A 22190-nucleotide genomic window follows, 5' to 3' on the forward strand; every position below is an offset into this window, starting at 1 on the left:
CGGGCCGGCGCGTCCGCGCGCCGGCCGCACAGAGCGAGACCAAAGCGATGACTTCCGGCACGGCACTGAAACAGCTCCTCGGTCGCGGCGCGATCGTCATGGCGCCCGGCGCCCAGGACGCCCTGACGGCCCGCCTCGTCCAGGCGGCGGGCTTTCCGGCTCTCTACATGACGGGTTTCGGCGCCACCGCCGTCCGGCTGGGAACCCCGGATCTCGGGCTGATGACCCAGACGGAGATGACGACCCACGCCCGCGACATGACGCGCGCCGTCACGATCCCGGTCATCGCCGACGCCGACACCGGCTACGGCGGCCCCGCCAACATCGAGCGCACGGTCCGGGAATACATCCAGGCCGGGGTGGCCGCCGTCCATTTCGAGGACCAGAGGTCCCCGAAGCGCTGCGGCCAACTGGCCGGCGTCAAGCTGATCTCCGCCGAGGAGAACGTCCGCCGGCTGAAATGCGCGCTCGCCGCGCGCGGCGGCGACGATCTGCTGATCATCGGCCGCACCGACGCGATGGCGGCGGCGGGTCCGGAGGAGGCGATCCGCCGCGCCAGGCTCTACCAGGACGCCGGAGTCGACCTCGTCTTCGTGGACGGCATCAAGACGATCGCCGAGGTCGAGGCCGTCGCCCGGTCGGTCGAGGGGCCGAAGGTCGTCAGCATCGTCGACGGCAACGAAACGACGGCGCTGACGGCCGCCGACCTTCAGGAGATGGGCTTCTCCGTCGTCTTCTACGCGGTGTCGGCCCTGTTCTCGGCCACCCGCGCCATCGCCGAGACGCTGGCGGTGCTGCGCGCCGAAGGGACGCCGAAGTCGCGGGAGTCCGCCATGATGACCTACGCCGACTTCAGCGCCCTGGTCGATCTGGGACGCTTCAAGACGCTGGACGACGATTTCGGCTGAAGGCGCATCCCAGCGTTGGGATCGTTGCCCGCGATCGCGCAGGCGCCTACGCCGACGGCATCCGCCGAGGCCGATCGACCGCCGTTCAGGTCGCCGACCGCTGGCATCTTCTGCACAATCTCACCGATGCGCTGCGTGAGATTCTTACCGGTCTGAGATGAGATGATTTGGGCTTCGATCCGCGGAATTCATCAAGGCCAGCGGCCATGGGCTGCGAAAACAGGCCGAACGCATGGATGCATCCCATCGGCCCTCCCGCGAAAGCGTTCGGCTGCAAGGAAATTGTGAGCGGCAACAATCGCGCGGATGCCCTTGGTTCGTCGCGACGACCTTGGTTGAGAACACGAGAAAATTTTCAGGAGAATGCGACAGCGGGGGCGGCGCCCCTTCCCCCCTTCGGGCTCACACCGTCAGGTAACGGCGGACATCCTCGTCGTTCAGCGAGGCGCGGGCGCCCGACAGCATGACCTCGCCGCGCTCCAGCACCACCCAGTCGTCGGCCAGATCGCGGGCGAAGTCGAAATACTGCTCGACCAGCACGATCGCCATCGTCCCCTTGTCGCGCAGGTAGGAAATCGCCCGGCCGATGTCCTTGATGATGGAGGGCTGGATGCCCTCGGTCGGCTCGTCCAACACCAGCAGGCGCGGGCGCGTCACCAGGGCGCGGCCGATGGCGAGCTGCTGCTGCTGCCCGCCCGACAGGTCGCCGCCCCGCCGCTCCAGCATGGATTTCAGCACCGGGAACAGCTCGAACACTTCGTCCGGGATCGAACGCTGGGCGCGCGGCAGCGGCGCGTAGCCGGTCAGCAGATTTTCGCGCACCGTCAGCAGCGGGAAGATCTCGCGCCCCTGCGGCACATAGGCGATGCCGCGCCGCGCCCGGTCGGCGGGGGCGAGCTTCGTGATGTCCGCCCCGTCCCAGCCGATGGCGCCGCCGCTGACCGGCTTCAGCCCGACGATGGCGCGCAGCAGGCTGGATTTGCCGACGCCGTTGCGGCCGACCAGACAGGTGACCTTGCCGATCTCGGCCTTCATGGAAACACTGCGCAGGGCCTGGGCGGCGCCGTAATGCAGGTCGAGGGAGCGAACGTCCAGCATGGTGTGCGTTTCCTTTTGCGAATACCGGCGCCTGGCTTTCCCCTTTCCATCCCGTCATGCCCGACCGGCACCCACGCGCGAATCCGCAGGTGCGCCCGTGGATGACCGGGACAAGCCCGGTCATGACGACGGAAAGAGGCAGGCCTCAACGGCCCAGATAGGTGTCGATGACTTGGCTGTTGGCGCTGACCGCGTCCAGCGAGCCCTCGGCCAGCACCGAGCCCTCGGCCAGCACCGTCACCTTGACCCCCAGCGCGCGGACGAAGCTCATGTCGTGCTCGACCACGATCACCGAATGCTTGCCGGCGATGCCGCACAGCAGCTCGGCGGTCTGCTCGGTCTCGGCGTCGGTCATGCCGGCGACCGGCTCGTCGACCAGCAGCAGCTTGGGCTCCTGGGCCAGCAGCATGCCGATCTCCAGCCACTGCTTCTCGCCGTGCGACAGGCTGCCGGCCAGACGGTCGCGCTTGGGCGACAGGCGGGTGATCTCCAGGATCTCCTCGATCCGCGCCTTGTCGTCGCGGCCGATGGCGTAGGTCAGCGTCTTCAGCGGGCGGCGCGGCGCCTTCAGCGCCAGTTCCAGATTGTCCCACACGGTGTGCGGCTCGAAGACGGTCGGGCGCTGGAACTTGCGGCCGATGCCGAGGTTGGCGATGGAGGCCTCGCGCAGCCGGGTCAGGTCGGTGGCGCCCTCGAACAGGATGGTGCCGTGGTCGGGGCGGGTCTTGCCGGTGATGACGTCCATCATCGTCGTCTTGCCGGCGCCGTTCGGGCCGATGATGGCGCGCATCTCGCCCGGCATCATCACCAGCGACAGGTTGTTCAGCGCCCGGAAGCCGTCGAAGCTGACCGACACGCCGTCGAGGTAGAGAAGAGTGTCCTCGGCGCTCATCGCTCACATCCCCTTCTGGTCGGCGGTCTTGCCGCCGGGCACGGACTTGTTGCCCGCCCTGTTGCCCGGCAGCTTGGCGGCGAGCTGCGCGCCCAGGCCCAACAGGCCCTTGGGCAGGAACAGCGTGACGGCGACGAACAGGCCGCCCAGCGCGAACAGCCACAGCTCGGGCAGGGCGCCGGTGAAGTAGCTCTTGCCGAAATTCACCAGCACCGCGCCGAGGATGGCGCCGGCCAGCGTGCCGCGTCCGCCGACGGCGACCCAGATCACCGCCTCGATCGAGCTGGCCGGGGCGAACTCGGACGGGTTGATGATGCCGACCTGCGGGACGTAGAGGGCGCCCGCCACGCCGGCCATGCAGGCCGACAGGGTCCAGGCGAACAGCTTGTAGGATTCGGTGTCGTAGCCAAGGAAGCGAACCCGGCCTTCGGTATCACGGACGGCCACCAGCACCTTGCCGAGCTTCGACGCGATGATGCCCGAGGCGATCATGTAGGACAAGGCGAGCGCCACGACGGTGGCCACGAACAGCCCGACGCGGGTCCCCGGAGCCTGGATGTCGGCGCCGAGGATTTCCTTGAAGTCGGTCAGGCCGTTGTTGCCGCCGAAGCCCATGTCGTTGCGGAAGAAGGCGAGCAGCAGGGCGAAGGTCAGCGCCTGGGTGATGATCGACAGATAGACGCCGGTGACGCGGCTGCGGAAGGCGAACCAGCCGAAGGCGAAGGCCAAGGCACCCGGCACCGCCAGCACCATCAGGGCGGCGAACCAGAACTGGTCGAAGCCCAGCCAGTACCAGGGCAACTCGGTCCAGTTCAGGAAGACCATGAAGTCGGGCAGCACCGGATTGCCGTAGACGCCGCGCGGGCCGATCTGCCGCATCAGGTACATGCCCATGGCGTAGCCGCCGAGCGCGAAGAAGGCGGCGTGCCCGAGCGACAGGATGCCGACATAGCCCCAGACCAGATCGAGCGCCAGCGCCAGCAGCGCGAAGCACAGATACTTGCCGAGCAGCGAGACGGTGAAGACCGACATGTGGAAGGGCGAGTCCGCCGGCACCAGCAGCGTCATCACCGGGACCAGCACCGCCAGCAGCGCCAGGATGGTCAACACCACCCCGGCCTTGCGGTCCAGCCCCATCAGGAAAAAGCGCGTCAGCATCGATCAGGCCTCCACCGCCCGGCCCTTCAGCGCGAAGAGACCGCGCGGACGCCGCTGGATGAACAGGATGATGAAAATCAGCACGAGGATCTTGCCGAGCACCGCGCCGGCGTAGGGCTCCAGGAACTTGTTGAGCGTGCCCAGCGTCAGCGCGCCGACAAGCGTGCCCCACAGGTTCCCCACCCCGCCGAACACCACGACCATGAAGCTGTCGATGATGTAGCCCTGGCCGAGGTTGGGGCTGACGTTGTCGATCTGGCTCAGCGCCACCCCGGCCAGCCCGGCGATGCCGGATCCCAGCCCGAAGGTCAGCGCGTCGACCCTGGCGGTGCGGATGCCCATGGCGTTGGCCATCGGGCGGTTCTGGGTGACGGCGCGGATCGACAGGCCGAACCACGTCCGCTTCAGCGCGACCAGCAGGGTGGCGAACACCGCGAAGGCGAAGATGACGATCCACAGCCGGCCGTAGGTGATGGTCAGCCCGCCCAGTTCGAAGGCGCCGGACATCCAGCTCGGCGCCCCGACCTCGCGGTTGCTTGGCCCGAAGATCGAGCGCACCGCCTGCTGGAGCGCCAGCGACAGGCCCCAGGTGGCGAGCAGCGTCTCCAGCGGACGGCCGTAGAGCCAGCGGATGACGCTGCGCTCGATGGCGATGCCGACGCCGCCGGCCACCAGGAAGGCGGCGGGCAGCGCCACCAGGATCGACAGGTCGAACAGGCCCGGCGCATGGGCGCGGAACAGCTCCTGCACCAGGAAGGTGGTGTAGGCGCCGATCATCACCATCTCGCCATGGGCCATGTTGATGACGCCCATCACGCCGAAGGTCACCGCCAGCCCGATGGCGGCCAGCAGCAGCACCGAACCGAGCGACAGCCCGTACCAGAGATTTTGCAGCGCCGCCCAGAAGGCCAGTTTCTGCTCGACCGACGCGACGGCCGCGGCGGCGGCGCTCTTGGCGGCGTCCGAGGCGCCGGAGGCGGCGACCATGGTCAGCAGCGCCAGCGCGTCGCGGTCGCCGCGCCCGGCGAGCGTGGCGACGGCCGCCTGGGTGTCGGGATCGGACGCCCCGGCGGTGAGGATGACGGCGGCGCGCGCCTGTTCCATGGCGCGGCGGACACCGGAATCCGTCTCTTTCGCGAGGGCGGCGTTCAGCGTGTCGAGCGCCGAGGCGTCGCGGCTCTTGAACACCGCGTCGGCGGCGGAGCGGCGGACGGCGGCGTCGGGGCTCATCAGGGTGAGCGCGCCCAACGAGGCGCTGATGGCGCGGCGCAGCGCGTTGTTGACCTTGACCTTGTCGACGGCGCCGGAGGCGGCCGGACCAAGATCGGCGCCGCTCAGCGGGTCGGTCAGGGCGAAATCGGCCCCGGCCTTGCGCGCGACGACGACGGCGCCATCGGCCTTGCGGACATAGAGGTCGCCGGCCTGGAGGGCCTCGATCACCGGAACGGCGGCCGGGTCGCCGGCCTCGGACAGTTGCGCCAGCGCCTTTTCGGTTCCGGCGTAGCCGCCGGTGCCCAAAGCCTGGACCAGGGGCCGGAGATCGGCGGCCAGCGCGGCGGTCGACGTGGCGGCCACCACGCACACGGCCATCAGCCAGCAGGCCATGAACCAGCGGAGAGCGCGTCGCATCGCGGGATCCTTCGGGCTTAAGGGAGGCTTGCGGGGAAGAGTTCTGGAAAAGGAAAACGCTTGCCTCTTCCCTGCTTCACGCCCGCTGCCTTGGCCCTCTCCCCCCCGGGGAGAGGGTTGGGTGAGGGGGGACGCGTCGCGTGCCGTGAACCGGAAGCCAACGGCTGAGCCATTGCTTTTTCCGGCCTACCGGCCGTAACGCCCCCTCACCGGCCCTTCGGGCCACCCTCTCCCCGGGGGAGGAGAGGGTTAAGGCAGCAGGTTGAGAACAGTCAGGAGGAAGGCAAGCGTTGCAACCAGTCGGACGGTCAGACGGTCAGGAACGCGACCCTCACGACCCCTTGCCGCCGCACTTGCCGGTCTTCACGTTGAAGTTGCCGCAGGACATCGGCTTGCGCCAGTCGGCGATCAGGTCCTTGCTGTCCGGCAGGAAGTCCGACCATTCGTCGCCGGGGACCAGGCCGGGGGTCTTGGAGACGGTCTCGAACTGGCCGTTCTCCTGCACTTCGCCGATCAGCACCGGCTTGGTGATGTGGTGGTTCGGCAGCATCGCCGAATAGCCGCCCGACAGGTTGGGCACCGAGACGCCGACCATGCTGTCGATCACCGCGTCCGAATTGGTCGTGCCGGCCGCCTCGACCGCCTTCACCCACATGTTGAAGCCGATGTAGTGGGCCTCCATCGGGTCGTTGGTCACGCGCTTGTCGTTCTTGGTGAAGGCCTTCCACGCCTTGATGAACTCGGCGTTGGCGGGGGTCTCCACCGACTGGAAGTAGTTCCAGGCTGCCAGATGGCCCAACAGCGGCTTGGTGTCGATGCCGGCCAATTCCTCCTCGCCGACCGAGAAGGCGACGACCGGGATGTCCTGCGCCTTGACGCCCTGGTTGCCGAGCTCCTTGTAGAAGGGAACGTTGGCGTCGCCGTTGATGGTCGAGACGACGGCGGTCTTCTTGCCGGCCGAACCGAACTTCTTGATGTCGGCGACGATCGACTGCCAGTCGGAATGCCCGAACGGCGTGTAGTTGATCTTGATGTCCTCGTCCTTGACGCCCTTGCCCTTCAGGTAGGCCTCGAGGATCTTGTTGGTCGTGCGCGGGTAGACATAGTCGGTGCCGGCCAGCACCCAGCGCTGGACCTTCTCCTTCTGCATCAGGTAGTCGACCGCCGGGATCGCCTGCTGGTTCGGGGCGGCGCCGGTGTAGAAGACGTTGCGCGAGGATTCCTCGCCCTCATACTGCACCGGGTAGAACAGCAGGCCGTTCAGTTCCTCGAAGACCGGCAGCACCGACTTGCGGCTGACCGAGGTCCAGCAGCCGAACACGGCGGCGACCTTGTCCTTGGTCAGCAGCTCGCGCGCCTTCTCGGCGAACAGCGGCCAGTTGGAGGCCGGATCGACCACCACCGGCTCCAGCTTCTTGCCGAGAACGCCGCCCTTCTTGTTCTGCTCCTCGATCAGCATCAGCATGACGTCCTTCAAGGTCGTCTCGCTGATCGCCATCGTGCCGGACAGGGAGTGCAGGATGCCGACCTTGATCGTGTCCTGCGCCATCGCCGGCGCCGCCATCCCGGCCATGGCGCCCATCGCCAGACCGGCCAGCGCGCCGACGCCGAACACCGAAGTCACCTGTTTCGTCCGCATGAAGTAGCCCCCTATCAGTGCGCCCCGGTTGCTCCGGGGCTTGCCCACATCGTCGAGGGAAAGGCTATCGCGACTGCGAACGGGCGTATCTACGTCAAATGCCCCATGCGCCCGGCGCAGCTCCATCATGCGCAATCGCGCAAAAGATTTTTCCTGGAAATGGAATAATGCCGGACGCGGAGCGTCGTATCCGCGAAATCCCGTGCCGGCGGGGACCGTTTCGTTGCGATGCAGTCCCGCAACAGCGCGAGAAACAGTGCAGCCGACACCAAATGTCGCTTGCGCCGGCCACGCTCGTGGTCAAAGGATACGCCGGTTGTCTTGTCTCGTTCACGATACGGTCCACGCATCATGCTTTCAGCCAGCCGCCAGACCATCACCCGTTGCACCGCGCTCGGAATCGCCGGCTTCCTGCTCGGCGTGCTGACGGGCGGGCCGGCGTCGGCTGGAACGTCGGGAGCCACGACCTCCACCACCGCTCCGGCCGCCGCCCCGGCGCGCGTCGCGGCGCCGTCGGCACCGCCGCTGGTCGCCGCCTGGGCCGCCCGCATCGAACAGCGCGCGACCGAGATCCAGAACGCCCCCAAGGTCACCGCCACCCGCATCGGCTACGGCGCGGTGGTGAAGAAGGGCGACGGCGGCGTGATCGAGGCCGTGCTGCCGGCGCTGGAGCTTCCCGACGCCACCGGGGCCGAAGCCCTGCCCGGCCTGCCGCCGGTCGAGGCGGCCCCGCCGGTGGTGATCCGCGTGCGCTCGCCGCTGGCCGACCGCGTCGGCAAGGTGGCGCGCCGGCTGATCGAGCTGGGGCATCTGCCCGCCGACCAATGGACCGACAGCTTCGAGGATCCGCTGGAGAACGCCGTGCGCGCCTTCCAGATCGTGGAGGGGCTGCAACCCGACGGCAAGGTCGGCGAGGTGACGCGCCAGGCGCTCGACCGCACCCCGGCCCAGACGGTGGCGATGCTGCGCCGCGCCGTGGCGACGATGCGGGCGCAGGCCGCCTCCATCCCCGAGACCGCGGTGCTGGTCAACCTGCCGGCGCAGACCGTGACCTACATCGAGCGCGGCCGTCCCGCCTTCACCATGCGGGCGGTGGTCGGCCGGCCGTCGCGCAAGACGCCGCTGCTCCAGGACAAGATCACCAGCGTCACCATCAACCCGACCTGGACCGTGCCGCCGACCGTGCTGACTGAGGACAAGCTGCCGGTGCTGCGCAAGAAGGGCAACACCGGCATCAAGAACGCCGTCGTCTATCTCGACGGCGTCGAGGTGGTGACGCAGAACGTCAACTGGTGGTCGGTCGATCCCGGCCGCATCCGCATCGTGCAGAAGCCGGGCGACGACAACGCGCTCGGCCGCTTCCGCTTCAACCTGACCAACGGCGACGGCATCTTCCTGCACGGCACCAACGACCCCCGGCTGTTCAGCCGCGACCTGCGCGCCGCCAGCTCCGGCTGCGTCCGGCTGGAGGACGCCCGGCTGATGGCCGACACCCTGCTGACCGCCGCCAAGATGTCGGACGCCGCCGTCACCAAGCAGCTCGACACCGGCGACACCAAGACCGTCCGCCTGCCGAACGCCATCCCGGTGCGCTTCGTCTACTGGAACGCCTCGGTCGACGGCGCCGGCACCGTGCGCGTCCATCCGGACATCTACGAGGATCCGCCCGCCGTGCCCGGCGCGACGCCGGCCCCCAGCCAGTCGGCGCCGCAGACGCAGCCGGTCGCCAGCCCGCGTCCGGTGAGCAAGCCGGCGCCGCTGCCGATCCCCGCCCAATCCCCGCCGGCCCAGTCGATGCCGGGCCACACCAGCGCCCTGTCGCCGGCCTCGGTTCGCAGCCTGCCGGTTCCGCCGCCCGCCCCGACGCGGATGTGAGAAGGCGCCCCGCGCCTGCTCAGACGTCCGGATCGACCAGCGGTTCGGGCAGGCCGGGCGCGTCGACCGCCAGGGCGAAGATCCCGCCCGACTGCGGAAAGCGCTCCAGTTCCTCCACCGGACGGCCGGCGCTGGCGGTGGTCAGGTACAGCGTGCGCAGATCCGGCCCGCCGAACGCCACCATGGTCGGACAGCGGGCCGGCACCGGATGCTCCGACAGCAGCGCCCCGGTCGGGGCGTAGCGCCTCACCCGTCCGCCCTCGTAGAGCGCCGTCCAGTAGCAGCCCTCGGAATCCACGGCGGCGCCGTCGGGGCGTCCCCGATCATCCCCCGTCGGCTCCAGCCGGACGAAGACCTCTCGGTCGGACACCTCCCCGGTCGCCGGGTCGTAGCGGTAGCGGTAGACCGTGAAGGTCGGGGTGTCGGAGTGGTAGAGCGTCCGCCCGTCCGGGCTGAAGGCCAGCCCGTTCGAGGTCAGGATGCCACCGGCCAGCGCCGCCAGCCCGCGCCGGTCGAGGCGGTAGAGATGCGCCTTGCCACCGGCCTTCGGCTCGTCCAGCGTCCCGGCAAGGAAGCGTCCGGCCGGGTCGGCGCGCCCGTCGTTGAAGCGGCTGGCCGCGTGATCCTCCGGGTTGGCGGCGAGCAGCGCCAGCGGCCTGCCCTCGCCATCCAGTTCCCACAGGCCGGAGCGCATCCCGGCGACGAAGCCGCCGCCCTTGCGCAACCCCACGCAGCCGATGTCCTCCGGCACCGCCCAGGCCCGGTTGGTCCCGGCCGCCGGGTCGAAGCGGTTCAGCGCCCGCCCCTTGATGTCGACCCAATAGAGCGCCTGCTCCGCCACCGACCACACCGGGCTCTCGCCCAGCTTGGCCCGCGCGTCGAGGACACAGGAAAAGGGCTGGCCGGTGGTCACGACGGTGGTCATGGGACGAACGCCTCGGCAGTCGGTGGGGGGACAGCTTCGCGGGGATGCGGCCGACAATCAACCGCTCGATGAGGCGTTCCTCACACCCAGGTCCGCAGAACCTCCAGATCCGCCCCCAGCAGCACCAGCGCCGCCCGATGCCCTGGTGCCAGCCGGCCATAGCGGTCCTCCAGCCCCAGGAAGGCCGCCGGGTAGAGGGAAGCCATCCGCAGCGCTTCCTCCAGTTCCACGCCCAGCAGGGCCACCGCGTTGCGCACCGCGCCGATCATGTCGATGTCGGCGCCGGCCAGCGTGCCGTCCCCGGTTTCCAGCCGGCCGTCCCGGCGGTGGATGGTCCGGCCGTACAGCGTGAAGCCGGTCGCGTCGGTGCCGACCGGCGGCATGGCGTCGGTCACCAGGAAGACCCGCCCGGCCGGCTTGGCGGCCAGCGTCGCCCGCAGCAGCGCCGGGTGCACATGCACGCCGTCGGCGATGATCCCGCACCACAGGCGCGGGTCGCTCATCCCGGCCAGCGCCAGCCCCGGCGCCCGGTTGACGATCGGCGGCATGGCGTTGAACAGGTGCGTCACCCCGCGCAGCCCCCGTCCGGCCGCCTCCTCCACCCGCTCGACCCCGGCGGCGGAATGGCCGGCCGACAGGATCACGCCGCCGGCCGAGAGCCGCGCCAGCGTCTCGTCCTCCACCCGCTCGGGCGCCAGCGTCACCAGCACCCGCGCGTCGGGCGCCCCCGCCGCCAGACCGGTCAGGAAGGCGACGTCGGCCGCGTCGGGAACGCGGATGAAGCGCGGCTCATGCACCCCCGGCCGCTCCGGGCTGAGGAAGGGGCCCTCCAGATGGACGCCCAGCACGCCGCTTCCCGGAATCGCCGCGGCGGCCAGCGCGGCGCGGGCCGCCTGCTCGGTCCGCGCGCGGTCGTCGGTGATGAAGGTCGGCAGCAGCCCGACCGTGCCCGAGCGCCGCAGCGCCGCCGCGATGGCGAGCGCCGCCTCGACCGTCGGCCGGTCGTTGAACAGCACCCCGCCCGCCCCGTTCACCTGCGCGTCGATGAAGCCCGGCGCGAGCAGCGCCTCGTCCGGCAGCCGCAGGATCTCCGCATCGGGTTCCCGCCCCGAGGGCAGCAGATCGAGGATCCGCCCCTCCCCGATCAGCAGCCCATGCCCGTCCAGGATCGCGTCGCCGGTGAACAGCCGGCTCCCCACCAGAAACCGCCGCGTCATACCGTCGGCCTCCCCTTACCCGCCAATCCGGCCTCCATCCCCGCCCCCGATCCCGCCCCCGATCCCGTCGTCGTCGTCGCCGGCCGGTCGGGAGCGGGCACGGCACAGCGGGCGATCTCCGCGACCAGCAGCCTGCGGTCGATGGGTTTCGGCACATAGCCGCTCATCCCGGCCGCGCGGCAACGGGCGACGTCCTCGGGGAAGGTGTTGGCGGTCATCGCCACGATGGGGATGCGGTTGGCCGGCGGCGCCATGTCGCGGATGGTCCGCGTCGCCACCAGCCCGTCCATCACCGGCATGTTGACATCCATCAGGATCAGGTCGAAGGGGTGGCGGCGCACCGCCGCGACCGCCGCGGCGCCGTCCTCCACCGCGACCACCCGGTGGCCGAGCTGCTTCAGGATGGTGACGATCAGCAGGCGGTTCATCTCGACGTCCTCGGCGACGAGGATGCGCAGCGCCTCCGCCGGGGCCTCCGCCGAGGACTCCGCTGGGGACTCCGTGGCGGCCGGCGGTCCGGGCAGCGGTCCGGGCGGCGGCGGGGCGGCCGGGCGTTCCGGAACGGGCATCGCCACGGCTTCGCCCAGCGGGCGCAGCCCGTCGAGCCGCTGCTGCAACTCCGCCGGGTCGTAGGGCTTGGCGATCTGGTCGTAGCCGGCCTGGGCCACGTCGTCGGCGACCACCGCGTGCGCGGCGAAGCCGGAGGCGAGCAGCACCGGCAGGCCGGGGCGGAGCCGCCGCGCCTCGCGCGCCAGCTCCGCCCCGTTCATGCCCGGCGGCATCACGATGTCGGTGAACAGAAGGTCGAGCGGCTCGGGGCTGCGCAGCACCACCAGCGCCTCGTTGGCGTTGACGGCGCCGACCGCCCGGTGGCCCCAGCCGCGCAGCAACGCCAGCCCGGTCTCGCGGATGGTCTGGTCGTCCTCGACCATCAGGATCGACAGCGGAGCCTGCGCCCGCTCCAGCGGAGCGTTGGAAGTGCGGCCCCGCTCGTCGGCGACCCGGCCGGCGGGAAAACGGACGGCGGCGGTGGTGCCCTGCCCGACCGTGCTGGACAGCGCCAGCGTGCCGCCATGCAGCTCGACCAGCCGGCGGGTCAGAGGCAGTCCCAGCCCGGTGCCCTCGATCGGCCGGGTCGCGTCGTTCTCCACCCGTCCGAAGGCCTGGAGCACGCGGCCCAGATCCTGTTCGGCGATGCCCATGCCGTTGTCGCGCACCTCCAGCCGCAGGCCGCCGCCCGGCTCCAGCGCCGTCTCCACCGACACCCGGCCGCCGGCCGGCGTGTATTTCACGGCGTTGGTCAGCAGGTTCAGCAGGATCTGGCGGATGCGCTTGTCGTCGCCGCGCAGGTAGCGGGCCTTGGGATCGACCGACGCCGACAGCGCGATGCCGGCCCGCCCGGCGCGCGGCGTCAGCAGCCGGACGGCGAAGGTCGCCGCCTGCTCCAGGTCGACGGTCTCCTCCTCCAGCACGAGCTGCCCGGCCTCGGCGCGGACATTGTCGAGGATCTCGTTGATCAGCTCCAGCAGATGCTGGCCGCTGTCGCGGATGTTCGCCGCGAAATCCTTGTAGAAGGGGTTGGCGATCGGTCCCTCGGACTCCCGCGCGATCAGGTCGGCGAAGCCGATCACCGCGTTCATCGGCGTGCGCAGCTCGTGGCTCAGGCTGGCCAGGAACTCGCCCTTCGAGCGGTTCGCCGCCTCGGCCGCCTGCCGGGCGTCGTGCAACTCGGCCTCCATCGCCTTGCGGGCGGTGACGTCGCGCTCGACGCTGACGAACTCCAGCGGCGCCCCCCAATCGTCGGCGACCAGCCGCAAGGCGCTCTCGATCCACACCCAATGGCCGTCGGCGTGGCGCATGCGGTAGGTGGACTTCATCGTCGGGCTGGTCGGCGTCATCCGGCCCAGCCCGTCGGCCACCGCCGCGCGGTCGTCGGGGTGGATGCGCTCGACCAGCGGGCGGCCGACCATCTCCGACGGCTCGCAGCCCAGGCTGTCGCGCACCGCCTCCGAACAGAAGCGGCGGACGCCGTCCAGCCCGATCCGGCTGATGACGTCGGAGACGCTGCGCGCCAGCAGACGGTAGCGCGCCTCGCTCTCGCGGATCGTCCGCTCGGCCTCGTGGCGGCGGGTGATGTCGCGGGCCCCGACCGACACCATGGCGATGGCGCCGCGCGCGTCGCGAATCGGCACCTGCGACACCTCCCAGAAGCGGGTGACGCCGTTGCGGGTCTCCTTGTCCTCGAAACGGATCGGCCCGCCGGAATCGATGCAGGCCTGAAGATCGGCCGTCAGCTTGGCCGCCGCCTCGGGAGGCAGCACGGCGTCGAGCGGCTTGCCCTGCGCGCCCTCGGCCTCGATGCCGAAGGCCACGAAGGCTGCCGCGTTGCCGCGCTGGAGGGCGAAGGAGCCGTCGGCGACGACGCGGGCGATGAACAGGCTGTCGGCGGAATGGTCGAAGACGGCGCGGAACATCGCCTCGCTCTCCGCCAGCGCGCGCTCGTCGGCGACGCGGCGGTGCTCGCGCGACAGCATGGTGCCCAGCAGCGCGATGCCCAGCACCGTGAATCCGGTCAGCGGCAGGGCGATGGCCCCCAGCGTCGTCCGCACCAGATCCGGGGACGGCAGCAGCAGGAAAGCCGCCAGCGTCAGCGGGCTGACCAGCAGGCCGAGGAGCGCCAGCCGCCACAGGCCGGGCTCCGCCCCCTTCCGCCGCAGGACCGGCGCGGCCAGGGAGGCCACGATTGCGGTCAGCCCCAGCCCGAGCAGCCCGGTCGGCATGCCGGCGCCGCCCAGCCACAGCCGGTAGGCTCCCCCCAGGGCGGCCGAGACCGCCGCCGCCGGCCAGCCGCCGAACAGCCCGGCAAGCGCCACCATGACGTTGCGCAGATCGACGATCACGCCGTCGGCCACGGTGGCGGCGTCCATCATCGACAGCACCGTCGCGGCACCGAACAGCACCCCCGACAGCAGGCGGAACGGCCGGCGTCCGCCGAACCGGCGCAGCAGCAGCCGGTAGGCCAGCAGAACGAGCGCCAGCAGCCCGACACCGTGCGCGAGGGCGACGATCATTCCCATTCCCATGCCCCCCTGCCCGATCGGCCACCCGGTGAAGGACGCCATTGTCCACTGATCCGCAACCCACATCTACCCAGACAATCGCCCAAGAAAAAGAATCAATTATCCGTATTCTCCGTCGCGACGTGACGGTCGCCGGCTCAGTAAACGGCCGGCGGTCGCATGATCGGCGATGCTCGCGCGGAAACACGCCGAAACGCTTGCGGCGGCGCGATGCTTAGGCATGATGAAGGCGCCGTGCCGGTGAAAGCCATACGGTGATATGTTTTTGGCTGGAATCGTCCCCTGTCCCCTTTTCGAAGGCTTCTGAATGTTGCTGGAGGTCCTGTCTCGAAGCCTTGTCGCGCGGACGACGACGGCGGCGGTGCTGCTGGTGTCGGTGCTGATCGCGGTGCCGATGGCGGTGCTGATCCAGGCCGACGTGCGGGCGACGCAGGCCGAGCTGGTGATCCGCGCCGAGCTGGCGACCAAGATCGTGCTGGACGACGCGGCGAGCGCGCTGTGGGACCTCGACCCGGAGGAGGCGGTGACGGCGCTCGCCCCGCTGCGCTCGATCGACGCCTTCGCCGAGGCGGAAATCCTGGGAACCCGCGGCGAGCGCTTCGCCTTCTACCGCAAGCCCGACGCCCGGCCGGTGACCGAGGACTCCTCGACCACCGCCACCGTGCCGCTGGAGCATGCCGACCGCAGCGGCAACCGGCGCGCCATCGGAACCCTGCTGGTGCGGCTGGACGCCACCCAGACCAACACGGCGATCCGCGAGGATGTCCTGCTGCTGACCGCGGTCGGCGCCGGCATCCTGCTGCTGGTCATCATCGGCGTGGTGTGGGCGACGCGCGGCGTCACCGTGCCGATCGCCGGCATGACCCGCGCCATGTCGGATCTGGCGGCCGGCGACGTGTCGGTCGAGGTTCCGGGGCGGCACCGCGACGACGAGATCGGCCGTATGGCGGCCGCGCTGCGCACCTTCCGCCAGAACGCCATCGATCTGCGCGCCGCCAAGGAGCGCGCCGAGCAGGCGGTCGCCTCCAAGGCCAAGTTCATGGCCGCCGCCAGCCACGACCTGCGCCAGCCCGCCCAGTCGCTGCTGATGCTGAGCGCCATCCTGCGCCGCAACGCGACGAGCCCGGAAACCGCCGATTCCGCGCGCAAGATCGAACAGGTGGTGATGACGCTGAAGCAGTTGCTCGACGATCTGCTGGAGGTGTCGCGGCTCGACGCCGGGGGCGTGACGGCGACGATGGGCGTCCACGACATCGGCGACCTGTTCCTGGCGCTCGACGCCCAGTTCGGCCCGGTCGCCCGCAACAAGGGGCTGGCCCTGGCCGTGTCGCCGCTGCACGGCGGCGTCGTCACCGACCGGGTGCTGTTCCTGCGGCTGCTCGGCAACCTGATCGACAACGCCATCCGCTACACGGCGGCCGGCTCGGTCCAGCTCGTCGGGCTGGAAGCCGGCAGCCAGATCGTCGTCGAGGTGCGGGACAGCGGCATCGGCATCCCCGAGGACCGGCTGGAGGCCATTTTCGAGGAGTTCCACCAGATCGGCAACCCGGAGCGCAACCGCGACAACGGCATCGGGCTCGGCCTGTCGATCGTCAAGCGGCTCTCCACCGTGCTGAACCATCCGGTGAAGGTGCGTTCGGTGCTCGGAAAGGGATCGGTCTTCTCGGTCGCCATCCCGCTGGCCGCCGAACCCGCCAAGCCGCCGGAGCTGGAGAGCGTCCGCATCGACGGCGCCGCGTCCGAGACGGCGGCGCCCGCCGACGTCGCCGTGCTGGTGATCGACGACGACAGCTTCGTCCTGAACGGGCTGACCCAGTTCCTCACCGACGCCGGACGCCGGGTGCACGGCGTCTCCACCGTCGCCCGCGCGCTGGACGACCTGCGCGACGGGGTGATCCGCCCGGACATACTGGTCGCCGACTATCACCTGTCGGCGACGGAGAACGGAATCGACTTCATCACCCAGGTGTGGTCCCTGCTGGAAGCCCGCGTCCCCGCCATCCTGATTTCCGGCCGGCTCGACGGGGAGGTGATGCGGCGGGCCGGCGACCTCGGCATTGCCGTGGTCGCCAAGCCGATCCTGCCCGACCGCCTCTCCACACTCATTGGTCAGATGGCCAAGCGGGAAAGACCTCTGTCGGTCATCCAACCTTCGAAGTAGCCTTCCCGATAAGGGCAAACCACTAAGATTGGGTATCTTGTTGATGTCCTGAAAATGGCGCAGGCTCCGCGTGCGCCATTGCTCCAGCATCTGGTGCGGCATCCGGATGCCAAGGCCGGATACCGGCAGGAACAAACACGGAGGACATGTGATGCCCATCCAGGCCAAGACCGACGCGCAGCGGGTTCGCGACATCATCGCAGGGTTCGACTTCGGTTACGTCGTGACCCGCGCCGTCGCGGCCGGCATGAGCGACCGGACGGCCGCCATCGCGCTGGACCAGCTCAAGGATTTCCTGCTGGCCTGCGCCGAGCATCCGGAGATGGACATCGTTCCGCCGTCGGCGGCCTGCGACGACCTCTGGCACGAATTCATCGTCGCCGACACCCGCGCCTACGTCCGTTTCTGCGACGCGGTCTATGGCGAGTATCTGCATCACAACGGCGTCACCGTGGCGGCCGACCGCATGGCCGCCGCCCGTCGCGACAGCGCCCGCCTGTTCGAGGCCCCGGCCAACGCCGACTGCCTGCGGGAAGCCAAGGGCGCGGACTGCCTGCGCGAGGCCAAGGGTGCTGACTGTCTGCGCGAGGCGAAGCCGGCGGATTGCCTCCGTGAGGCCAAGCCCGCCGATTGTCTGCGGGAAACCAAGCCCGCGGATTGCCTGCGCGAGGCCAAGAGCGCCGACTGCCTGCGGGAAGCCAAGCCCGCGGATTGCCTGCGCCAAGCCGAAGGTCCCAGCCACGCCGCTTGACGCCCCACGCCTCCGAGGGGAGGCGGCAAGGGGCCAAACGCAACACACCCCTGCCCGCTCGCGCGGCGCAGGGGTTTTTTTCGCCCCCTGCCCCGCGTCCACCCGTCCCCGATCCGGGCGCCGTCGCTCAGGCGAAGTTCATGCCGCCGAACGGGGTGATGAAATTGTCGCTCAGGGCGTTGCTGCGCAACGCCACGTAATCCGGAACCACAAGCGGGATCAGCGGCAGATCGTCCATGACGATGCGTTCGGCCTCCTTGTAGGCCGCCGCGCGCTGCTCCGAATCCGCCAGGGCCATGGCCTTCTCGACAAGTCCGTCGAACTCGGGACTGGACCAGCCGACCGGGTTGAAGCGGCTGCGGCTGGAGAACAGCTCGTCCAGGAAATTCATCGGATCGGGGTAGGTCGCGGTCCAGCCGAACAGGAAGGCGTCGTAGTCGCGCCGCCGCGAGCGCGCGATGAACTCCTGCCGGGGCGCGATTACCAGCTTGGCCGGGATGCCGTGGTTGTTCCACTGCGACACGTAATAGACGAACTCCCGCCGGTATTCCGGCAGGACGTTGACGGTGAAGGGCTCGATGCCGCGCCCGTCCGGATGGCCGGCTTCGGCGAGCAGCGCCTTGGCGGCGTCCGGGTCGTAGGCCAGGGACTCCAGCCGCTCGTTGGCGAGCAGGGCCGGCGGCACGACGCCGTTGTGGACCCGCGCCACCCCCCGGAAGAAGCGCTCGGCCATCGCCTCGCGGTCGATCAGCAGCGACATCGCCCGGCGGACGCGGACATCGCCGAACGCCCTCACACGGCGCGGGTCGAGCGCCACCGCCCGCATCTGCATGCGCGGGCATGAGATCAGCGCCCGCTTGAAACCCGGATCGTCGATGACCGCGCGCAGCGCGTCGGTGTCGACGAAGGAGAAATCGATCTGGCTGTCGTTGAACAGCGTGATGCCGTCGTTGCCGATGCCGGTCGCCAGGAAGGACACGCGCTCGAAGGGCAGGGCGCCGCCGCGCCAGTGCGAGCTGGCCTCGACATCGACCCGGATCCCTTCCGTGCTTCCGGTCAGCCGGTAGGGGCCGGTTCCCGCCGACATCGTCCGATACCAGGCCGGGCCCGCCTCGGCGATGGCCTGGGTGTCGAGGATGTTGAAGCGGGCGAAGGGGAAGGTGGCGCAGGGCTCGTCGCAGACCACCTCCAGAGTGAGATCGTCGACCACGGTGACGCCGCGCAGGTCGGTGGCGGTCCGTTCGCGCAGCTCGCGAAAGCCCTGGACCTTCGACAGCGCGAGCACGGCGAAGTTCGCTCCCTCGGTCGCCAGAGCCGCTTCGAAGGTGCGCTTGACGTCGCGCGCGGTGAAGGGACGCCCGGTGTGGAAGCGGACGCCATCGCGCAGGCGCAGCCGCCAGCGGGTCGCCTGGGCCTCGGCGTCCCAGGACAGCGCCAGACCGGGCAGGACCCGGCCGTTCGGGTCGATGCTGGTCAGGCTTTCATACATGGAGCCGAGGATTTGACGCGCCACCAGATCGTTGACGGTCAGCGGGTTGAGCGAGGCGGGCAGGGACTTGATGCCGATCCGCAGGGCGCCGGCCACGGCGGCGTTCGCCACCGCCGACGGTCCGGCCCACAGCGCGGCGGCCGTTCCCAGCAGACCGAGGAAGTGGCGTCGATGGACAGCCGGCATGTCAGAAGACCATGACCCGTGGACGGAACCATCCTGATGTAGCACGAACGGCCGGCGCGGTCACCTCACCCGCCCACCCGAGACCGGCTTTCGAGATCGAAACACAACTTCTTGTTTAAGAAAAACACCAAAACAACCCTCGCGCGCTTTCGACTTCGAAAGCGGCGGTCACCCTTCCAGAAGGCCGTCGATCCGGTCCCGCAGGGCCCGCAGCCGGTCGCGATGCTCCTTCTGGAGCGCGTCGCCGACGCTGCCGATGGCCGCCAGATCCTTGTCGATGCGATTGATCGCCTTGCCCAGCACTTGCAGCGGCTCCGCCGCCGCGCGGCTCGCCGAGGGGCGTGCCGCGCGCACGGCGCTGACCGTCAGCCCGCCGGTGCGGGCCGATTGCCAGAGCGCCCGGATCTGCGCGGGATCCTCGACGAAGGCCAGCTCGACCAGGGCGGAGCGCGACACCGCGTCCGGGTTCGTCCGGTAATCGGCCAGAATGTCCTCGGGCAGGGTGAGCACCTTCAGGCGCTTCGACACCTCGGCTTCCGAACAGCCGACGGCACCGGCGACCTCGGCCTGGGTGTAGCCATGGGCCTCGATCAGTTGGGTCAGGCCGCGCGCCAGATCGATGGCGTCGAGATCGACACGCTGGACGTTCTCGATCAGCGCGATCTCCTCGGGTCGGCCCTTGGTGATGATCGCCGCGATGGTCGGGCGGCCGAGCAGACGGTGCGCCCGCAACCGACGCTCGCCGGCGATCAGCCGGTAGCGTCCCTTCTCCGCACCCTCCTGGACCAGCACCGGCTGTTGCAGGCCGTGCCGCGCGATGGAATCGGCGAGCGAGCGCAGGGACTCGTCGTCGAACACCGTGCGCGGCTGATCCGGGTTGTCGTCGATCGCCGCCAGATCGGCCTCGACCAGCCGGGGCAGCACGCCGCTCAACCCGAACAGGCGGTCGGTTTCGGGGGCGGAGCCGGTGTCCTTGGCCTGGAGCACCGTCGCGACGGTCTGGCGGGTCAGCTTCTTAGGCGGCATCGACGGTCTCCCGCAGGCGTCCGGTGGCGGTCAGCAGGGCGGTGGCGATGGCGGCGTAGCTCTCCACGCCGGGGGCGCCGATGTCGGCGTCGAGCGTGATGACGTTGGCCCCCGCCGCCTGGGCGTAGATGGTGGCGCGCGGCACCGGCGGGAACACCCGTCGCTCGGCCCCCCACAGCCGGTTGATGTCCTCCAGCGAGGATTTGTCCTGGGTCTGGCGCGGGTTGACCATGGTCGGCAGGATGCCGAGGATCTCCAGGCGCGGGTTCAGGCGCCGCTGGATCTTGGCCACCGTGTCGAGGAAGGCGCTGACGCCGAGGATGGCGTGCGGCTCGGCCTGGCAGGGCACCAGCACGTAATCGGCGGCGGTCAGCGCGTTGATGGTGACGGCACCGAGGTTGGGGGCGCAGTCGATGACGATCACGTCGTAGTCGGCGCGCACCCCGTCCAGCAGCTCGGCCAGCGCGGTCTGCGCGTTGGTCAGGTTGCCGGGAAGCTCGGTGTCGGCGCTGGCCAGGGCGATGCTCGACGGCACCACGTCCAGACCGGCGACGCCGGTCGGGCGGATGACCGCGGAGAGCGGCGCCTTGCCCATCAGCGCGTGGTACAGCACCCGCCCGGCCTCGGTCAGCGCCACCACGTCGGCCTGCGGCACGCCGACATGGACGGTGGCATTGCCCTGCGGGTCGGCGTCGACCAGCAGCACCCGGTTGCCGGCCCGCGCCAGCAGGAAGGCGAGGTTGATCGAGGTCGCGGTCTTCGCCGTGCCGCCCTTCTGCAAACCGATGGCGATGATCGTGCCGGCGCGCGGCGCCTCGGTCGCCGGACGCTCCAGCGCCAGCAGCAGCAGGCGGCCGAGCACGTCGCGGGGCATGGCCTCCTTGCCGGTTTCCCACTTGCTCAGGCGCTGCTTGTCGTATTTGCGGCCGGTCAGCTCATTGACGAACGCCGCCATCTGCGTCTGGGTCAGGCCGCGCCGTTCCCGCAACGCCTTCAATTCCTCGCCCGTCACCGAAACCTCCGCCGCACCGCTCAAGTCGGTCGGACACTAGCAAGTCGTCGCCACTGCGGCAACGGGTGTCTACCGGCGGCGTTTCCGTTCGTCACACGGTCTCGTCATACTCGACCTTCGGCGCGTCGATCCAGGAGGGCGCCGGGCCATGGTCCTTGCGCCAGAACAGCACCGGCAGATCGGCGTTCAGCACGCGGCCGAGCACGGCCCCCCGCGCCTTCATCACCTCCTTGTACTCGGCCGCCTCGACGATGCGGACGCCGTAGCCGGGGATGCGGCCGGCTTCCAGAACCGGATTCAGCGCGTTCTTGAACTTGCGCAGGTCGTTGTCCGAGCCGACCCGCTTGCGCAGCGGCTCCAGCGCCATCCAGAAGGCGTTGCCGCGCGCAAGATGCGCCCGCGCGATCTCGTAGAGCCGCTTCTCCACCGGCTTCAGGCCGAAATACTCGTCGTCGTAGCTCAGCAGATTGTGGCCCAGCGCCGCCCGCGCCACCCAGCCGGACAGCGTCAGCTTCAGGCCGCGCACCGCGCGCTCGCCGTCCTTCTTGCGCTGGTACAGCAGCTTGTAATCGGAAATCCACGAGAAGGCGCCCGTCTCGCCCTCGCCGCCGGTCTCCAGGTTGGTCTTGATCTGGGTGCCCTGAAGCCGCTCCAGCGCACCCTCGATCTTGTCGTAGGCGCTGCCGCCGGCGGTCTTGCCGACGATGCGCTGGAGGTCGCTGGTGGTGAAGTGCAGTTCGCCCGCCTTGGCCGCCGCCTTGCCCTGTTCCATCTTCTCGCGCAGCAGCGAGATGGCGTAGAGCAGCACCGCCTTGTCCCAGATCGTCGCGACGCCGACATTCTTGGGCGCCCGCACCTCGATGCGCACCTTGCCGTCGTCGTAGGTCGGCAACGCCTCCACCTTGTCCTTGGACAGGCCGAACAGGCTGTAGACCATCATGTGGCGGTCGTTCTGCACGTCGCCGGTCAAGGGCGAGTCCAGCCGCAACGCCAATTGCAGCGGCCGGTCGAGAAGTTCCGCGTGGGTGGCCGCGTGGTTGGTGGTCTGGGTCATGCCGTCTCTCCGCTCGGCCACGGGCGCGGCGACGGGTGCCCGCCTGTGCCCATGGTTCAGATCATAATCGGACAGCCTGCCGCCCTGTTC

General features: G+C 69.9%; 16 protein-coding genes. 4 read left to right on the forward strand and 12 right to left on the reverse strand.

Translation table 11 applies throughout. The annotated features are described in order from the left end of the window. Nucleotides 1–47: 47 nt before the first annotated feature. Nucleotides 48–908: an isocitrate lyase/PEP mutase family protein gene (locus J2847_RS30290; RefSeq protein ID WP_209782458.1), complete on the forward strand. Its 861-nt coding sequence runs from the start codon at nucleotides 48–50 to the stop codon at nucleotides 906–908. Nucleotides 909–1310: 402 nt separating this feature from the next. On the opposite strand, the gene urtE is transcribed toward J2847_RS30290, so the two are convergent. From urtE to urtA, 5 genes are all read right to left on the reverse strand, one after another. Beyond that, nucleotides 1311–2006, reverse strand: coding sequence for an urea ABC transporter ATP-binding subunit UrtE (gene urtE / locus J2847_RS30295; protein ID WP_209782459.1), 696 nt, complete (start codon nucleotides 2004–2006; stop codon nucleotides 1311–1313). Between the two features lie 145 nt (nucleotides 2007–2151). Continuing rightward, complete coding sequence (urtD, locus tag J2847_RS30300; protein ID WP_209782460.1) at nucleotides 2152–2898, reverse strand: urea ABC transporter ATP-binding protein UrtD; 747 nt, start codon at nucleotides 2896–2898, stop codon at nucleotides 2152–2154. A gap of 3 nt (nucleotides 2899–2901) precedes the next feature. Then, nucleotides 2902–4056 carry an urea ABC transporter permease subunit UrtC gene (urtC, locus tag J2847_RS30305; RefSeq protein ID WP_209782461.1) on the reverse strand — a complete coding sequence of 385 codons (1155 nt, stop codon included), beginning with the start codon at nucleotides 4054–4056 and terminating at the stop codon, nucleotides 2902–2904. Nucleotides 4057–4059: 3 nt separating this feature from the next. Further along, nucleotides 4060–5685 (reverse strand): urea ABC transporter permease subunit UrtB, encoded by a 1626-nt coding sequence (urtB, locus tag J2847_RS30310; protein ID WP_209782462.1) that lies wholly within the window; start codon nucleotides 5683–5685, stop codon nucleotides 4060–4062. A 331-nt stretch (nucleotides 5686–6016) separates the two neighbouring features. Beyond that, nucleotides 6017–7324, reverse strand: a complete 1308-nt coding sequence (gene urtA / locus J2847_RS30315) for an urea ABC transporter substrate-binding protein (RefSeq protein ID WP_085554465.1) — start codon at nucleotides 7322–7324, stop codon at nucleotides 6017–6019. Nucleotides 7325–7675: 351 nt separating this feature from the next. On the opposite strand from urtA, the gene J2847_RS30320 reads away from it, so the two are divergent. After that, nucleotides 7676–9199: a L,D-transpeptidase family protein gene (locus tag J2847_RS30320; RefSeq protein WP_209782463.1), complete on the forward strand. Its 1524-nt coding sequence runs from the start codon at nucleotides 7676–7678 to the stop codon at nucleotides 9197–9199. A 19-nt stretch (nucleotides 9200–9218) separates the two neighbouring features. Here J2847_RS30320 and J2847_RS30325 read toward each other — a convergent pair whose 3' ends face one another. From J2847_RS30325 to J2847_RS30335, 3 genes are all read right to left on the reverse strand, one after another. Beyond that, nucleotides 9219–10124 (reverse strand): SMP-30/gluconolactonase/LRE family protein, encoded by a 906-nt coding sequence (locus J2847_RS30325; protein WP_209782464.1) that lies wholly within the window; start codon nucleotides 10122–10124, stop codon nucleotides 9219–9221. Between the two features lie 80 nt (nucleotides 10125–10204). Beyond that, nucleotides 10205–11341: an N-acetylglucosamine-6-phosphate deacetylase gene (gene nagA, locus J2847_RS30330; RefSeq protein ID WP_209782465.1), complete on the reverse strand. Its 1137-nt coding sequence runs from the start codon at nucleotides 11339–11341 to the stop codon at nucleotides 10205–10207. Next, entirely contained in the window at nucleotides 11338–14412 is a 3075-nt protein-coding gene (locus J2847_RS30335; protein ID WP_233474889.1) for a response regulator, read from the reverse strand. The genes nagA and J2847_RS30335 overlap by 4 nt, the downstream gene beginning before the upstream one ends. Nucleotides 14413–14728: 316 nt before the next feature. Between J2847_RS30335 and J2847_RS30340 the strand changes: the two genes are divergently transcribed. Next, a complete protein-coding gene (locus J2847_RS30340) occupies nucleotides 14729–16582 on the forward strand; it encodes a hybrid sensor histidine kinase/response regulator (protein ID WP_209782466.1) in 1854 nt (617 codons plus the stop codon). A 151-nt stretch (nucleotides 16583–16733) separates the two neighbouring features. Beyond that, a complete protein-coding gene (locus tag J2847_RS30345; RefSeq protein WP_209782467.1) occupies nucleotides 16734–17333 on the forward strand; it encodes a glycine-rich domain-containing protein in 600 nt (199 codons plus the stop codon). A gap of 127 nt (nucleotides 17334–17460) precedes the next feature. Here J2847_RS30345 and J2847_RS30350 read toward each other — a convergent pair whose 3' ends face one another. The 4 genes from J2847_RS30350 to J2847_RS30365 all read right to left on the reverse strand — a co-directional run bounded on the left by J2847_RS30350 (nucleotide 17461) and on the right by J2847_RS30365 (nucleotide 22100). Continuing rightward, a complete protein-coding gene (locus J2847_RS30350) occupies nucleotides 17461–19008 on the reverse strand; it encodes an ABC transporter substrate-binding protein (protein WP_209782468.1) in 1548 nt (515 codons plus the stop codon). A 168-nt stretch (nucleotides 19009–19176) separates the two neighbouring features. Beyond that, on the reverse strand, nucleotides 19177–20034 hold the full coding sequence (locus tag J2847_RS30355; protein ID WP_209782469.1) for a ParB/RepB/Spo0J family partition protein: 858 nt from the start codon (nucleotides 20032–20034) through the stop codon (nucleotides 19177–19179). Next, entirely contained in the window at nucleotides 20024–21046 is a 1023-nt protein-coding gene (locus J2847_RS30360; RefSeq protein WP_085554691.1) for an AAA family ATPase, read from the reverse strand. The genes J2847_RS30355 and J2847_RS30360 overlap by 11 nt, the downstream gene beginning before the upstream one ends. 91 nt (nucleotides 21047–21137) lie before the next feature. Continuing rightward, nucleotides 21138–22100: a replication initiator protein A gene (locus tag J2847_RS30365; protein WP_209782470.1), complete on the reverse strand. Its 963-nt coding sequence runs from the start codon at nucleotides 22098–22100 to the stop codon at nucleotides 21138–21140. Nucleotides 22101–22190: the final 90 nt, after the last annotated feature.

Source organism: Azospirillum agricola, from assembly GCF_017876095.1.
Lineage (GTDB): Bacteria > Pseudomonadota > Alphaproteobacteria > Azospirillales > Azospirillaceae > Azospirillum > Azospirillum agricola.